Source organism: Chryseobacterium sp. SORGH_AS_0447, from assembly GCF_030818695.1.
GTDB lineage: Bacteria > Bacteroidota > Bacteroidia > Flavobacteriales > Weeksellaceae > Chryseobacterium.
Genome location: NZ_JAUTAR010000001.1, coordinates 79,134 through 95,333, shown reverse-complemented (window position 1 = coordinate 95,333; position 16,200 = coordinate 79,134). Strand labels below are relative to the sequence as shown.

The following is a 16,200-nucleotide window of genomic DNA, read 5'->3' as shown; positions in this document are numbered from 1 at the left end:
AATTTTGAAAAGGCATGAATAACTAATACCGTATTTGATATAAACAGTAAAAAACAGTTATAAAAAAACAGTCGGTAGAAATTAAGCTTCCGGAGGCGGGGAAAATAAGGTAAGTAAAGGCGAAAGATGAAAGGAATCATCGAGCGGTACAAAAGATTTCTCTTCGTTGGAAGGTTCAAAAAACTTCAGGTAATCGAAAACATCCAACGTTTTTGGAAGTGCTTTTTCGTAGACGATAAAAGACGTAGGGTGAGAATGCGGCTCTTCTTCGTTAATTACGACATTGGTCCTGGTAAGATCCCAGCCGAATACAGCAGCCATACCCGGTAATGCTGTAAAGTTGAGAAAAAACACCAATGTAACTATACTCCAAAGTTTCATTTCACCTTATTTTTGAGCTATTTCTTTCGGCTCATTACCCAATTTGAACTGGTAAGATTGTAAATTTTCTGGATGTCTTTCAGAATCTTTTCGAAATCGATTTCCAGATCGATAATTTTACCGGTTCTCAGGTCGAAAACCCAGCCATGCACTACAGGAAATTCTTCCAAAATATAGCGTTCCTGCACACAGGCCATTTTCACCACGTTGATGCACTGCTCCTGAACATTCAGTTCTACAAGCCGGTCATAACGTGTGTCTTCATCTTCAATATCGTCCAGTTCGGTCTGATGTAATCGGTATACGTCACGGATATTTCTCAGCCATGGATTTAGCAGTCCCAAATCTTCAGGCGTCATGGCAGCTTTTACACCGCCGCAGTTGTAATGCCCGCAGACGATAATGTGCTTTACCCTCAGATGTTCCACGGCATATTGTATCACTGCCGTTGAGCTCATATCCAATGTGTTTACTATGTTGGCAATGTTCCGGTGAACGAATACATCTCCCGGTTTTGCCCCCATCAGTTCTTCTGCAGTAACCCTGCTGTCCGAGCATCCGATGTATAAATAATCGGGCTGCTGGTTTTTTGCAAGGTCATGGAAGAAATCCGGGTTATCCGTAATTTTAGATTCCACCCACTTCCTGTTGTTTTCAAAAATAACTTTGTACGATTGTGACATAAATAAGATTTTTATAAGGTCTAATTATTTATTTCGTTTAAATTATTTTTAAAATCAATAGACTAAATCAATAATATGCAAAAATAAAATTTTTGATGAAAAAGCAAACACTTTTAACAAAGTTTAATATTAAATATATTTAAATAATATTCTAAGTTACACTTTATTTTTACAATATAAGAATTTAAGGGATATTTAATCAATCATAGCCGTATCTTGCAGAAGATTTGAATATCTTCATAAAATTAATGCGCTATGGGCTTAATCAACACCGTGATCTGATGCAGGATTCTGCTTTATATTCGATACCTTCCGTTTTTTATGTAGCAGGGGTTATTATTGCCTGTTTTTCTTCACTTCTTATTCTGGGGAAAACCAAAAAGACAGGAGCGGACAACGTACTTGCCATGTGGTTTGTAATCATAGGGATCCATCTTATTTTCTTCGTTCTGTTTTTTTCAAAACTCTATGTAGAGTTTCCTTTTGTTCTTGGGTTGGAAATTCCTTTTCCATTAATCCATGGACCGATGCTTTATTTGTATATTCTCTATGTTACTGGTCACCGGCCCGGTAAAAAGACCTGGCTGATTCATCTTGCGCCGTTTTTACTGATCTATCTTTTTTTCTGGAAATTTTTTATCATGTCTCCTGAAGAAAAGCTCACTGTTTATCAGCAGGGAGGTGTTTGCAAGGAGGTAGGCATCTATCTGAAACTTCTTATCATTTTCTCAGGAGTCTTATATGTAATTTTGAGTATTGCTGCCGTAAAAAAATACAAAACCAGAATTTCCGAACTGTATTCAAACAGGGAAAGAATTACTGTGGATTGGGTTTATTATCTTATTACGGGAATTGCCGTGATATGGATTGCCGTTGCTATAAAAAATGATTTTCTGATTTTTTCATTGGTGGTTGTTTTCATTCTTTTTGCTGCTTATTTCGGAATCAGCCGGGTAGGAATTCTGGAGGATCCAGCTGCGGAAATAGCAGAGGTAAAGGAAAGTATTATAAATGAACCGCTTCCGGAGGTTTCAAGATATGAAAAAACATTTGCCGGTGAAGAAACGATACAGGAGATTTATAAGAAACTGACTTTACTTATGAATGAAGAAATGCTGTATAAAGATCCTGAACTGAATCTGAATGCTGTTGCAACACTGATGGATGTTCACCCCAATACACTTTCCCAGACCATCAATTTTGTTGAAAATAAAAATTTTTACGATTACATCAACCGTCAGCGCATCGAGGAATTCAAAAGGATTGTGCTGCTGCCTGAAAACGAAAAGTTCACGATTCTCTCACTGGCATTTGAAAGCGGATTCAATTCAAAAACTTCTTTTAACCGTAATTTTAAAAAATACATGAACTGTTCGCCCAGAGAGTTTCTGAAAAGCCAGCAGATGGAGATAAAATAACCCTGCGCTTGTTTGGGTCTTATTAATGAATTGATTATAAATGTATTAAAATTTGTACCGCCTTTCATTATGGAACAGCAGAAACCTATTTTATCCTCACATTTACAGAAAAATTAATGAACAGTTATGACAAAGAAAATTGGATTTGTACTCATGGGAATACTGGCTTTGCTTATCGGTATATACCCTTTACTGTATGCTTTTGTAGACGAAAAATATACGCTCCTCGGTTCCAAAGCTCCCGAAATCCTCTATAACAGAATCTGGAAAACCGCTTTTCTTGCCCATATAATCTTCGGAGCACTGGCCCTTTTTATCGGTTGGCGACAATTCGGAAGCTCATTCCGTAATAAATATATAAAGTTGCACCGGGTAATCGGAAATATCTATATTATTGCCGTAATTATAAGTTCGATTTCTTCAGTATATATGGGTTTTTATGCCAATGGCGGGATTATCGCAGCAACAGGATTTATAAGTCTTGGAATTATCTGGCTGATAACTACCCTTATTTCATTGGTAAGTATAAAAAATGGCCGTGTCACCCGTCATCAGCAGTGGATGACTTACAGTTATGCCTGTACCTTTGCGGCTGTTACACTAAGGATCTTATTACCGCTGTTAAAAAGTATAACGGGAGATCCCAACGGTTCTTATATTGCTGTAGCCTGGCTTTGCTGGGTGCCTAATCTACTGATCGCTTATTTTATAAACAGGAAGATGATATGAAGTATGGTTTATAATGGGAAATATGTAAACCTGAATCTTAACATGAATTAATTTACGGTATCTTTCGGTTGATATAACCCTCCGTAGCGTTGGCTTTGGAGAGAATTTTAGCGGGGTTTCCGATAACAACGGAGTCGGATGGCACATCGAAATTCACATAGGCATTAGGGCCTATCAGTACATTGTTTCCTATGGTTATGCCTCCTACGATTACCGCATTAGCCCCGATCCACACTTCATCGCCGATAATAGGAACACCTGCTTTTGTACCGCGGTTCTGCTGGCCAATGGTAACGCCCTGGGCAATATTGCAGTTTTTCCCGATTTTTGCCTGCGGATTGATTACCAGAGTTCCCCAATGGCCCAAATAAAACCCTTCGCCGATTTCAGTTTCCGGGTAGATCTGGAATCCGTATTTAATCTGGTAATGCCGGAGCACGAATTTCCAGAAGACATTCAGTAAAGGAGTCTTCAGGTATTGCTGGGATTTTCTCAGGACATAGACAAAATGGAGATTGGGATTGAGGCATTTTTTCCAGATCTCTATAGTGGAAAGCCATCTTCCGCTTTCCCTAAAAAAATCTTTCTGAAGGATAGAATATTTTTCAGCCATACAGCAAAAATAAAAATTTCCGAGTTAGGTTAGATAAAATGATATTAGAGATCGTCAAGAACAGAGATGATTTTATCGACGGAGTTCTTGAGGGTGAAGGGCATTTCATAAGATTTCAGATTTTCCGAATACTTTTCAAAGCTTTCAGGATGGCTTAAGGCCCGCTTCATTCCGGAATAGATCCCTTCTTCTGAATTTTCAACCAGCAATCCCAGTTCGCCATTGTTCAGCATTTCGGCAGAGCCGGATACTTCCGTGGAGATAATTTTCTTTTTTAAAGTGATGGCTTCAAAAAGAACTGTCGGAAAACCTTCGTACCGGGAACTTAAAATGTAAAAGTCAGCATTTTTAAAATAAGGATAAGGATTATCTGTAAATCCCAGCATCACCGCCGTCTTATCCACCCCAAGATCTGATTTTAATTTTCTGATATTTTCAAAATCGTATCCGTCTCCTACAATCAAGACGTTATGTTGAAATCCTTCATCCAGCAGCTTTTTATGAACCTTTAATAAACGGTCGAAACCTTTCTGCGGAAATACCGTTCCAACGGAAATGAAGGTCGGCACAGAAACATCAAACTGATAATTGATTACCGGCTGTTCTGCCCTGGAAACAAATTCTTCCGTATCCAGAGGATTATAGATCTTCACAATCTTCTTTTTCTCCACTTCGTTTTCTGCAAGACTATGGAAAAGCTTTTCGATCTTTTCTGAAATCACCATGATTTTATCAAAGCCGAAAAACTTCCGGATTTCGTCATTGTTGTAGCCTTTAACCTGGGAAAGGTCATTGTGGATCCAGACAATTTTTTTTGATGCGGTTAGGGGAGAGCCTAAAATCTCATCGCGCATGCCATGAATGGCCGCAAACTCAATATCGTATGGTTTGTTTTTTAATTTGTTTTTGTAAAGCAGATTCGGGAATCTTTTCACGATCTTTTCGTGTAGCACCCGGGCCGCTTTCCGCGGTATTTCGTGGGGGCGATTGGTCGTGATCATTTCTCCTTTGTGAAGGTACAGGATATTGATCCACTTTGGAACCTCCGGTAAATATTTTCCCGAATACAGATTCAGCAGCAAATCGACCTCGTATTTATCTTCGGGCAGATTTTTCAGAAATGTTACCAGCACTTTCTCCGCTCCGCCGTGGCGAAGGGATCCGATGCGAATCAGGATTTTTTTCTTTTCAGCCATTTATTTTCGTACAGGTTTAAATTTGTAGGGAAGATTTTCTTTGATGTAAGCTTCCAATTTAGGCCTGTCCGCCTCTAATTCACGGGGATACATAACGTTGTTGGCCAATAATTTATCTCCGTATTCCTCGATTGTACAAATATATTTAGCAGGCACTCCGGCATATACCGTTCCTTTCGGCATGGACGTAGTTAAAATGGAACCCGCTCCCAAAACACAGTTATCGCCCATTTCCACACCAAGCATAATGATGGTATCCGCTCCGATGAGGCACTGTTTACCTATTTTGATCCTCCCGAAAGTTCTGACATCTTTATACTTGTCAAAAAAATGCAGTGCATTCTGGCCGCCATCGTGGTTTACGAACCTTACATTATTTGAAAATGTGGTCTCATCACCGATTTCAATCAGGAAACATTCGGTTCCGAACTGCGGTACTTCTACAAAACGGACATTTTTGCCCACTTTTAATCCTTTCGAAAGACAGATTTTAAGGTAGATCCGTTGTATCATGAACTGATACATGGTATGAATTTTAAGGATGGCGCGATATAAAAGGATCATACTTATTTTTTTGATAAATTAATGATAATATTTTCAACAGTATCGAAGATTTTCTGACTGTCGAATTGTTCTTCAATAGATACTAAATTCTTTTTAATTTCAGAAATCAGCTCAGGTTCCGTAAGAAATTTTTTCATTGCATTATACATTTCTTCCGTTTCATAATTGATGAGAAAGCCCGTTTTTTCGTGGTCAATCATGGCCGGAATATCTCCGGTGCGGGTTGCAATCACAGGCTTCTGAAGGATGAGTGCTTCTGCAATCACCAATGGCCAGGCTTCGGATTCTGAAGGAAGGATGAAGTAATCCGCGTTTTTCACATACGGATACGGATTCATTTTGTTTCCTGCAAGAATGAAGGTATCTGCTGCTTTATTGTTATCAATCTGCTGTTTAAGATTTTGAAATTCTTCTCCATCTCCTACGACAATTACCGAATGATGAAGCCCTTCACCAATTAGCTTTGCATGCGCCTCGATGAGCTTATGATAGCCTTTCCTGGAATGCAGTCGTCCGATGGAGACAAACACTGGTCCAACAGGTAAGCCTGTAATAGGTTCATCCGCTTTTTTTCTGATCTCCTGAACCGGAATGGCATTGATGATTACCTCTTCCTGAGGATATTGAAGCTCAGGATAATACTGGTGCATCATGTCTTTGATCTTCTGAGAGCAGTAGATCATCTGGTCGAATTCCGGAAAATTTTTCAGAATTCCGGGAACTAAAGGCTGAAGTTTCGGCAGGTTGATTTCAGAATGGAACCAGCCTATTTTTTTTGAATTTTTGTTGGTTGAGTTGAGCACTGCAGAAAAATCTCCGTAGGTCATACCGATTTCAACATCGTAATGTTCTCCCAAAAGTTTATCGGCAATTGCAGGCTGCCTCTGTATCTGTTTTAATCGAAGATTTCTACGGATCAGCTGGATTTTTCGGATGATATTGTTTTTAGAGAAGTCTTCTTTGCCAGGAGTGAGATATACTTTTCTTATATGTCCCGGAAATTCATCCCGAAGTTCTCCCTGGTTAATGTTGAGGCAAACCGTCATCTCGAATTTTTCCCTGTCAAGATTATTAAGGAGGCTCAGCATTACTTTTTCCACACCGCCCATTTCCATAGATCGGTGCCTGAAAAGTACCTTTATTTTGTTTTTTTCTGCCATTAACCAAAGATTTGTTGTGCAAAAATGATGATCTTTTTCTTTATTCGGTAAGAAATTGAGTGCTGATATTCCAAAAGATCATAGATTTCCTTGGAATTGGTATATTGGTCAGGAATTTTTCTGCCATTAATCTTTTCTAATTTTCTGCGTTTCATAGCGTTGAAAATTACCTGTGCAAAATATTCGTAAGATTTCGACTTATTATCATTCTGAGAAATTCCTTCTGAATGAAATCGGTATAAATAATTAACTTCATTAATGAATTTAACTTTGCCTTTTTCATACATTTTCAGGTAAAGGTCCTGATCCTCTGCAATCTTCATCGCCGTATTCATTTTTTCCGTTTGGAGATAGATGTTTCTTTTAAAACATACAAAATGGGCAATCTGAATAGGGAAGTTAAAAAAGTAAGGATCATTATTCTTTACTTGCCTGGTTTTGAACGCTGAGAGTGGCTGAAGATGTTCATTACATTTCATGAATATGGAATAGGTAAGGACTACTTCTTTGTTTTGAAAATTTTTAATGCTGGAAGAAACAGCAGTGGGAGTGACGGCATCATCAGGATCCACAAATCCGCAAATGTCACCGGTTGAAAGTTCGATAAGCTTACTTTTGGTAATACCGACTCCGCTGTTTTTTGTATTTTCGAAAAACCTGAAACGGCTGTCGGCTCCGATGATATTTTTGATAACGCTTACGGAATCATCGGTGGAGGCATCATCCAAAATAACCGCTTCCCAGTTTTCGTATTCCTGTGCAATAATGGAATCATAGCATTCTTTAAAGTACTTTCCGTTGTTATAATTGGCAATTAAAATTGAAAACTTTATCATGAAACGGGTTTAAAGATTAATTGCTGCTGATTAAAGACTTTCGTGTTGCTTGGAACATCTTTGAAGATGGTACATCCCGCACCGATAATGCAGTTGTCACCAATCGATACTCCTTTAAGTACGGTAACATTGCTTCCCAGCCAGCAATTTTTCCCGATTTTTATCGGTGCCGTGGAAAAATCTGAATTTGAAACTTTAAATTCGGGAAGGGCTGTATAACAGTGGTTATGATCATAAAGCTTTACGTTTTCTCCAAAAAGCGTATTTTCTCCTATAGAAATAGAATCCAGACAATTCACCGAACAGAAATTATTCATAAAAACGCCGTCTTCAATGATAAGCTTTGCATTCTTCTCCACCAAAATATGAATGTAATTTCTAAAGCTTACCGAGGTTCCGATTGATACCTTTTTCAGTTTTTCAGACAGGATAAAGTGATTGTTAATTCCTATTTTGATGTTTCCTAAAGAGGTATTGGGATTTTTTCTGAGTACGGAAAGCTGTTTTTTGCGTTGAAGCTTTTCAAGAATAAGGTGCAGCATGTTGGGATTATATTTAATTCACAATTTGTATAGCAAAGATAATTAATTGTATTATACCGTAAAAAATATTATTTTTGTGCCTTAAATTCAACACAGTGAGCGAAATATCAAGGGTTCTCAAAACATTCATTGCTTATCTAAAAAGACCTGATCTTTATCCGGAATTAAGAAGAAAAATCGTAAAAAATACTTTACAGAGAAGAAATGCTTTTTAAAGGAAAGGAAAAAACGAATTCCTGGGCTGCTTCCAGGGCTGTTTCCCAAAAAGAAGCTGTTTCCAAACTCTTCGGAATGGAGATGGATTCTTTTAAAAGTTTATATGCTGAGGTTTTAAAAAACTCTGAACAGAGAGAAAAGGAATGTCCTATTAAAATGGGCGGTGCCGGAGCATTGGAACTGATTTATTACGCCTGTGAATTTGCTGGCGCAAAGAATGTTGTAGAGACGGGTGTTGCCTATGGATGGTCTTCTTTGGCCGCGCTTTTGTCTTTGGAAAAAAGAAACGGAACGCTTTACAGTTCCGATATGCCTTATCTGGCGCAGGATGGCGATCAGTATGTAGGATGTGTGGTTCCGGAGAACCTTAAATCTCACTGGAAACTTTTCCGTTTTGCAGATAAAGAATCCCTGCCAAAAATTTTTGTTGAAAACACTTCTTTCGATGTTGTGCATTACGATTCGGATAAAAGCTATAACGGAAGGTTCTGGGCTTATACTGAACTGTACAAACATCTGAGAACCGGAGGTGTCTTCATGAGTGATGATATTGGGGACAATTCGGCCTATCAGGATTTCTGTGAGAAGAATAATCTTGAAACTACAGTGGTAGAATACGAAGGAAAATACATCGGGGTTTTTGTAAAATAAATAAATAAAAAACGGAGAAGATAAAATTTATTTTCTCCGTTTTTTATAGTTAATATCATATTGGTGTCATGAATGATGTAATTAATTCATTCCTCCTTATTTAATATATTTAGAGTGTAAGTTTTAGAATAAATATTTCCTGAAATTAATATTATATAACCCGGAACGTATGCTTCGGTAATCGGTGACAAGATATTTAGTGATCATTCCCCATTTCTTAACAACCGGAGCAAGGGCAATTTCATAGCTGCGGTACATTCTCTTAATATGCAGTTTTATATCTTCAGGAATGGTAACTTCATTCTGTGCCCACTCATTAATCTCTCTCCAAAGCAGTACTCTGGTCTTAGCCGGATTTACTTTTTTCGAATCTACGGCAGTGATTCTGTTGTTTTCATGAACTCCTCTCATAGCTACCGCCTGGTCTAAAATTCCGGGATAAAGATCAAGATAGTAGGAAAGCCGGAATAAGAATTCAGTGTCCTGGTGAAGCCTTAGATGGGTTTTAAAGAAAGGTTTTAATTTCTTTATCATCGATTCTCTTCTTACCGTCAGACAATCTACGCTGAAAAGCCCGAAGCTTCCCTTCATATTCAGCTGGCCCGGAAATACCTCTTTCGGATCATGCTTTTTATAAACGGTGGTCAGGTTATCTTTAAAAAGTGGATAATACTGCTCTTTTGCTTTTTCAGAATAATAGTGAACACCTAATGCTCCGTACACACCTTCTACTTTAAGATCTTTGAAAAGTTCTTTTTCTGCATCAAAACGGTTCGGAAGATAATAATCATCCGCATCCAGAAAGGCGATAAAATCTCCGGTTGCCTTTTCAATGCCGAGATTCCGGGTAGCTCCGGCACCATGGTTTCCTTTATCAGGATGCTGAAAAAGCTGTACACGATGATGTTTTTCAGCGAGTTGCTGACATACCTGTTTTGCATTGTCCGGCGACTTATCCTCAATTAAGATAACCTCATACACTTCATCAAACTGGAGCGCAGATTTCACAGCCTGAGCAACATATTTTTCGGCGTTGTAAACGGGAATGATAACAGAGATTTTCATGAGGGATGTATTTTCTAAAAAATTAAAATTTGATTTGAATTATTACCGGGAAGATTTATTTTAAGTAATTGAAGCGGTACCTAGTTTTTAATATATCAGGGTTTTTTATACTTTCCCATAAGACCTGGCTGTATTTTACCGCTCCTTTTTTCTGTGATAAATCAAAAGATTTATAAATTAGGTAAATTCTTTTTTTAACCTCTGGTGGCAAATTATTTTCACTGCCGGCCCAATCAGACAAAGATTTCCAGTATATATACTGTCTCTGGTTGTACTGAGGGGAATATTGTATAATCTTTGTAATCCGGTTATTATCGTGAATGCCCCGTATTGCGATGGGTTGATCAATAATACCTGCCTTTAAATAGCAGTAGTAGGATAGCCGGATAATAAATTCTGAATCCTGATGTACCCTGAGATTGGCGTTAAACCTAAGTTTATGTCTTTCAAGAGCGGATTTCCTTACCGTTAATGTATTCAGATGAAAGAATGTCCCGAATGAATGGGTCGCAAGTCCCAGCAGGCCTTTAAAAACTTCTTCTCCTTCAGCGGGATAATTAACGGTAGTCAGAGGGGCATTTTTAAATTTATCTTGGTATTCCTGCTTCCCTTTTTCTGTAATATATTCTACGCCCAATGCTCCGAAGGTTCCCTCGATTTTCTCATAATCCAAAAGCTCTTTCTCTGCATCAAAACGGTTCGGAAGATAATAATCATCTGCATCCAGGAAGCTGATAAAAAGCCCGGTTGCTTTCTCAATTCCCAGATTACGGGTAGCACCGGCACCATGGTTTCCTTTGTCAGGATGTTGAAAAAGTTTTATTTTCGGATTGATTAATGCTAAATTCTGGCAGATTTCCAGCGAATTGTCGGTTGATTGGTCTTCGATCAGGATAATTTCTTTCACTTCATCAAAATCAACAGCAGAGTACACAGCCTTTTCCAAAAAAAGGCCTGCGTTATATACCGGAATGATTACTGAGATTTCTTGGTTCATACTTTTAATTTTTGTTTTAAATACTCAGTTATTTTTTTCTCTACAAAATGATATAGGAAAGCTGCTAAAATAATTACTGATATAATTTTCAGGACAAAGTAAGGAATATTCAGATAACCATCTACTTTAAACCTTCGCAAAAAGATCTCTACAAACGGGTGCGAAAGGTACAGCGAATAAGAGATATCCCCTAAAAAAACAAAGTTTTTTTTGCCTTTGAAATGAAAAGTGTAATCAAAAAGTAAAAATGAAAATACGAAAAGGCCCACAATTAAAAGTATCAGAAGTTCGTGATCCGTTGAAATGAAATCGAGCAGATACAGGACAAAACAAAAAATACCGGTGATGGATAAAGGAATCGCCCATTTTTTAGGAACTGAAAACTTTTCCAGCAGAAGTGAAAATACAATTCCTATTATAAAATAAAGATTAAGCGAACTGGTTATCATATTGGCATACCCACTTTCAAATTGAAATACCTTTCCTAATATAATCATTATGATGAAAAATATGATGATGAAAAAATATCTGTATTGCCTGAAAAACAATGATAAACCAAAAACAAGATAAAAAAAGATCTCATAATTTAGCGACCAGCCAAGATAAAGGATAGGAAATACATTTTTCTGCGGTATAAATAATAAAGAATGAATTAGCCGGGAGTACAAATCTTTATCTGTAAAATAGAGCAGGAGGCTACCGCCCATGGCCATCCATAAAAACGTAAGCAAATAATAAAGAGGTACGATTCTGACGATCCTCCTTTTATAGAAAATAAGAATCTGCTTCAGCATATTGCCTTTAAATTCCATTTTTTTCGTAGTATAAACCATAATAAAACCACTGATGACAAAAAAAATGGGAACGCCTATACTTCCTTTTTTAAATAAAAAATCCCCTAATTTCAGATCCTGAAAATTAAGATAATCCCGAAAATGAAAGCAACAGACCAGCAATGCCGATATTGCTCTTAAAGTTTGCAGATTATTCAGTTTCATTGAGGGTGTATATATTATGAACAAAATTGACCATATCAGGAGTTATAAAAAACTTTGATTATGATGTGCCCAAAGCGCCAATTGTAAAAGGTTCCAGTGCTTATGATCTTTATTTAAAAATTGCTGGGTGGCTTTAAAATCTATATAATTAAAGATTTTCTGATTTTTGTTTTTCAGTAACTCATCGGATAAATTGATAAGATTTTCTTCTTCAAACCAACTTTTGATGCTCATTCCGAAACCTTGTTTGTTCCGTTTTCTGATTGTCTCTGTCCAATAGCCTCCCATGGCCTCACGAAGAATAATTTTATCATGATCGTTATTCAGTTTAAGCTGTTCAGGAAGCTGAATACAGAATTCTGCAAAATCGATATCTAGGAAAGGTGTCCGTACTTCCAGAGAATTGGCCATTGCCATCCGGTCGGATTTTACCATCATATTGGCCGGGACATAGGTTTCAAGATCATACCTCATGATATCATTTAAAGAATCCGGATCCGGAACAAAACTGTAGGACTGTTCGTAATGTGAAGAAATACCTAACGCCAGCCGCTCTTCAGTATTGAAGGCGTTCCGCACAAAATTCTGGTGAAAATTCAGGATGTTTTTATGATTTAAATTCTTTTGGGAGACAAAAGAGATGGGTTTTACCTTCTGGTATAAACTTAATCCGAACTGAGCGATAATATTTTTATAACTGAAATGGTTCTTCAGCTGATTTTCTACTCTGTAAAAATTATAGCCGCCAAACAATTCGTCGCCGGCATCACCCGATAAAACAACGGTAAGATTTTTCCTTGCATTCCTGCAAATTTCAAAATGTGGGATAAAGGAGATATCGGAAAAAGGTTCATCAAAAAACGGAGAGATCTTCAGTAAAGAAGTTGCAAGATCTTCTTTTTTCTCATGAACTTCAATATGGTTGGTTCTGTATTTTTCGGCAATTTCTTTAGCAAATTTCAATTCGCTGTCCTGATGGTCATAGCCAAAACTGATAGTCGTCTGTTTCGGTAAAAATTCGGAAACCAGAGCAACAATGGAAGAAGAATCCAGGCCTCCGCTTAAGAAGCTACCTACTTCAACATCGGCAACCAGCTGTTTTTTCACCGCATTTTTCAGAAGATGAGTAAATTCCTCTTTTGCATCGGATAAGCTGATCATTTTGTCTTTTTTGGGAAGGCTGTAGTATCTTGAAACAGTTATTTTTCCGTCTTTCCAAATCAGCTGATGGGCAGGAGGCAACGAATAAATATTTTCATAAATACTCTGATAAGTATTTACATACCCATGCTGAAGATAATGCGAAAGTGCGTCTGTGCTTACTTTCGGGCGGATCAGCCCTGATGCTAGGATAGCTTTGATCTCAGAGGCAAAGATAAATTCGTTATTGCTTCCGACGGCATAATAAAAGGGTTTTTCCCCGAAACGGTCCCTGGCACAAAATAACTCTTGCTTTTCGTTATTCCAGATGGCAAAAGCAAACATTCCAGGAAGATCATGGATCAGATTTTCCTGTTTCCGCTGATACATCGCCAGAATGACTTCGGTATCAGAACTTCCGCGGTACGGATATTCGGGATATTGTGCTTTTATTTTTTGGTAACCGTATATTTCGCCGTTTAAAATAATGCATTCATTTTTTGTACCGGAAAACATCGGCTGCTTCCCGTTTTCTGAAAGATCAATGATGGATAGCCTTCGATGTCCTAAAGCTGCATTTTCATAAAACTCATGATGTGCAGAATCCGGTCCGCGATGCGCAATCGCATCCGTCATTTTTTTAAGTTCTTCCTGATAATTTTTTGCGTTATTGGCAATGATTCCGGCTATTCCACACATATAATTTTTTTGCTGATCTACTTATTTTTTACAAAGAAAATATTTTATATACGTTAAGCCGTATATTATATTTTCCAACTATTTTTTATTTAAATCTCTCTTTTTGTTAATTCAGATTACAACTATTTGTATAAATAACTGATATTTTCAGCTTTACTTACAAACTGAAATTTATTAATTTGTGTATTAATGAGCAAACAGTTTTCTTTCTAAAATAATTTTATTAATCGTTTTCAGTGTTATAATGCCAATTATTTATATTAATGTTGAGAAAAGAAGGTCCTTTCTTTTCCACCGTCTGTCTAATCTCCAATAGTTTTTTTTCTTCAAGGACGATTTTTCTATATTTCACATACAATTTCTTGTAGATATTTATTTTTCCAGTAAGCATGTTTTTAAGCATACTCTGTTTAAGTGCTTTTTTTTCCGATTGTATAGCATTGGGCAATAATGGATTCATTATATTGGTTTCAATCCTAAGATCCTGATACTTCGAATAATCTACTTTTGACAGAGACTGTTTTCCGTCATGCACAACTTTACTTCCTGGAATCAAAAAGGTTTTCTTTCTATGAAAAAGGATCCGGTTTACATACTCCGCATCTTCTCCATAATGAAAAAAATATGGATTAAAACCTCCGACAGTTTTGATTGTTTCTTTTGGGAGTAACCAATGTGCTGCATTAATGAACTTTACCTCATAAAAGAGCTTGAGGCTCTGGAAATAAAGATCCGAAATCAGTCGGGTTTCAAAATTATGCGCAATATATTTATCTAGAAAAATATCAAGTTTTTCTTCTGTACCATCGATATGCATAGGGCTGAGAATACCAATTTCTTTTTGATTAGGATGTGATTGATAAACATCTAATAATTTTTCAACGCTGTCCTCATAGATCCAGGCATCCTGATTCATGAGATAAAAAAAATCTGCACCTGCGATATAGGCTTTTTCAATACCGATATTGTTGGCTTTCCCAAATCCCAGATTTTCCCTAGACTGTATAAATTCTACTTCTGGAAAATGAGTGGTAATATATTCCTGAGTACTATCCGTAGAACCATTATCAACAACAATACAATGAACGGGTACAGAAGACTGTCTCAGACTACTAAAACATTTCTCAGCCCATTTCATGGCGTTGTAAGTAATGATAATAAAGTAAATTTTAGGCATTTGTGTTTAAATTTAAATATATTTTTCAGCCAGAATCTTTAAAGATTCATATGCATCAATCCCGGTAAAGAAATTGTTTGAATTTTCATAAAAATAAACTTTACAAGGATGATGTACATGCTTTTTCAACGTGTTTTTCATATATAGAGGCTATTCGGGCTTTGTTATCATCAGATTCCAGTGTCCTTTTATCAGTTAAACAAAATTATTGTTTTCTATTTTAATTTCATATTTCTGCTTAATAGTGTATCTGGTCCATTTTATGACAGCATAAAGTTTTTTAGGATTTAGAGAAAATTTTGATAAGATGTTGTATAGAAAGTAGCCTCTGCTTGCTTTATGAAAATCTGCTTTTGAAACGATACTCGGATAAGCCATCAGTGTGTAATAAAGATATCTTTTAAATTCTATTTTATTAATTTTATTACTGAGTTTTGTAATAAAAGGATACATATTAAAGTCAGATTTTACATCTTCGTATTTTAAATTTACAGAAAGGCTCTCGTCATATTTGAAATGATTGCAAGTAATATCTTTTAAAACCTTCACCTTGCCGAAGCACCCTGCCAAAAGGAAGAGACATCTGTCATTTGCATTAATATGGATTGGGAAATTATCCTGTAAGATATCTTTTTTAAAAAAAAATGTTGACGTCTGAAAATACCTTATTTCTAATAAATCATTGATCGACATTTCTTTATCGGGAAAATTAGAAAAATTTTCTGTTTTTCCGGAATCCAGATAAACAATATGAGAATCTGTTCCTACTGCACTGAAATCCTGATTTTTTTCCAGAAAATCAAATTGTTTCTGTAGTTTTTTATCATCAATCCATTGATCATCACCATCAAGCATTGCAATATATTTACCTCTACATTTTGAAAAGACAAATAACATATTGGGATTTACCGTAAGATTTTTGGGCTGTTGGTAAAGCTGTATGATATTTCCTTTAGGGTGTGTATTAATAATCTTTTGAATTACAGAAACCGTAGAATCCTTTGAATTATCATCAGATATTATAATTTCATATTCAAAATCTGCAGATTGATTTAAAGCACTGAGTAACGTTCTCTCAATGTATTTTTCTTTATTATAGGTTGTTATGCATACGCTTACTTTCATACGGGTGTTT

General features: G+C 36.6%; 17 protein-coding genes. 3 read left to right on the top strand and 14 right to left on the bottom strand.

The window, feature by feature from the left end; all coding sequences use genetic code 11:
• Positions 1–81 precede the first annotated feature (81 nt).
• Positions 82–381: a hypothetical protein gene (locus QE422_RS00440; protein WP_307454271.1), complete on the bottom strand. Its 300-nt coding sequence runs from the start codon at positions 379–381 to the stop codon at positions 82–84.
• A gap of 17 nt (positions 382–398) precedes the next feature.
• Entirely contained in the window at positions 399–1,064 is a 666-nt protein-coding gene (locus tag QE422_RS00435) for a carbonic anhydrase (protein ID WP_307454270.1), read from the bottom strand.
• A 227-nt stretch (positions 1,065–1,291) separates the two neighbouring features.
• On the opposite strand from QE422_RS00435, the gene QE422_RS00430 reads away from it, so the two are divergent.
• The gene (locus QE422_RS00430; RefSeq protein WP_307454269.1) at positions 1,292–2,482 is read left to right on the top strand and encodes a helix-turn-helix domain-containing protein; all 1,191 of its coding nucleotides are present in this window, start codon (positions 1,292–1,294) and stop codon (positions 2,480–2,482) included.
• Between the two features lie 126 nt (positions 2,483–2,608).
• Entirely contained in the window at positions 2,609–3,211 is a 603-nt protein-coding gene (locus QE422_RS00425; RefSeq protein WP_307454268.1) for a DUF2306 domain-containing protein, read from the top strand.
• A gap of 52 nt (positions 3,212–3,263) precedes the next feature.
• Here the strand turns inward: QE422_RS00425 and QE422_RS00420 are convergent, their stop codons facing one another.
• The 6 genes from QE422_RS00420 to QE422_RS00395 are packed head-to-tail and all read right to left on the bottom strand — an operon-like array spanning position 3,264 to position 8,122.
• On the bottom strand, positions 3,264–3,824 hold the full coding sequence (locus QE422_RS00420; RefSeq protein ID WP_307454267.1) for a serine acetyltransferase: 561 nt from the start codon (positions 3,822–3,824) through the stop codon (positions 3,264–3,266).
• A 44-nt stretch (positions 3,825–3,868) separates the two neighbouring features.
• Positions 3,869–5,020, bottom strand: coding sequence for a glycosyltransferase (locus QE422_RS00415; RefSeq protein ID WP_307454266.1), 1,152 nt, complete (start codon positions 5,018–5,020; stop codon positions 3,869–3,871).
• A complete protein-coding gene (locus QE422_RS00410; RefSeq protein WP_307454265.1) occupies positions 5,021–5,584 on the bottom strand; it encodes a DapH/DapD/GlmU-related protein in 564 nt (187 codons plus the stop codon).
• Between the two features lie 2 nt (positions 5,585–5,586).
• On the bottom strand, positions 5,587–6,744 hold the full coding sequence (locus tag QE422_RS00405; protein WP_307454264.1) for a glycosyltransferase: 1,158 nt from the start codon (positions 6,742–6,744) through the stop codon (positions 5,587–5,589).
• Positions 6,744–7,580 carry a glycosyltransferase gene (locus tag QE422_RS00400; RefSeq protein WP_307454263.1) on the bottom strand — a complete coding sequence of 279 codons (837 nt, stop codon included), beginning with the start codon at positions 7,578–7,580 and terminating at the stop codon, positions 6,744–6,746. Before QE422_RS00400 ends, QE422_RS00405 begins: the two co-directional genes overlap by 1 nt.
• A complete protein-coding gene (locus QE422_RS00395) occupies positions 7,577–8,122 on the bottom strand; it encodes an acyltransferase (RefSeq protein ID WP_307454262.1) in 546 nt (181 codons plus the stop codon). The genes QE422_RS00400 and QE422_RS00395 overlap by 4 nt, the downstream gene beginning before the upstream one ends.
• 204 nt (positions 8,123–8,326) lie before the next feature.
• Here QE422_RS00395 and QE422_RS00390 point away from each other — a divergent pair, with 204 nt between their 5' ends.
• Positions 8,327–8,989, top strand: a complete 663-nt coding sequence (locus QE422_RS00390; protein WP_307454261.1) for a class I SAM-dependent methyltransferase — start codon at positions 8,327–8,329, stop codon at positions 8,987–8,989.
• 123 nt (positions 8,990–9,112) lie between these two features.
• Here QE422_RS00390 and QE422_RS00385 read toward each other — a convergent pair whose 3' ends face one another.
• The 6 genes from QE422_RS00385 to QE422_RS00360 form a co-directional block, all read right to left on the bottom strand.
• Entirely contained in the window at positions 9,113–10,054 is a 942-nt protein-coding gene (locus QE422_RS00385; protein ID WP_307454260.1) for a glycosyltransferase family 2 protein, read from the bottom strand.
• 55 nt (positions 10,055–10,109) lie between these two features.
• A complete protein-coding gene (locus QE422_RS00380; protein ID WP_307454259.1) occupies positions 10,110–11,051 on the bottom strand; it encodes a glycosyltransferase family 2 protein in 942 nt (313 codons plus the stop codon).
• Entirely contained in the window at positions 11,048–12,049 is a 1,002-nt protein-coding gene (locus QE422_RS00375) for an acyltransferase (RefSeq protein ID WP_307454258.1), read from the bottom strand. Before QE422_RS00375 ends, QE422_RS00380 begins: the two co-directional genes overlap by 4 nt.
• A 42-nt stretch (positions 12,050–12,091) precedes the next feature.
• Entirely contained in the window at positions 12,092–13,888 is a 1,797-nt protein-coding gene (gene asnB, locus QE422_RS00370) for an asparagine synthase (glutamine-hydrolyzing) (protein WP_307454257.1), read from the bottom strand.
• Between the two features lie 223 nt (positions 13,889–14,111).
• Complete coding sequence (locus QE422_RS00365; protein ID WP_307454256.1) at positions 14,112–15,065, bottom strand: glycosyltransferase family 2 protein; 954 nt, start codon at positions 15,063–15,065, stop codon at positions 14,112–14,114.
• 195 nt (positions 15,066–15,260) lie between these two features.
• Positions 15,261–16,190 (bottom strand): glycosyltransferase family 2 protein, encoded by a 930-nt coding sequence (locus tag QE422_RS00360; protein WP_307454255.1) that lies wholly within the window; start codon positions 16,188–16,190, stop codon positions 15,261–15,263.
• Positions 16,191–16,200: the final 10 nt, after the last annotated feature.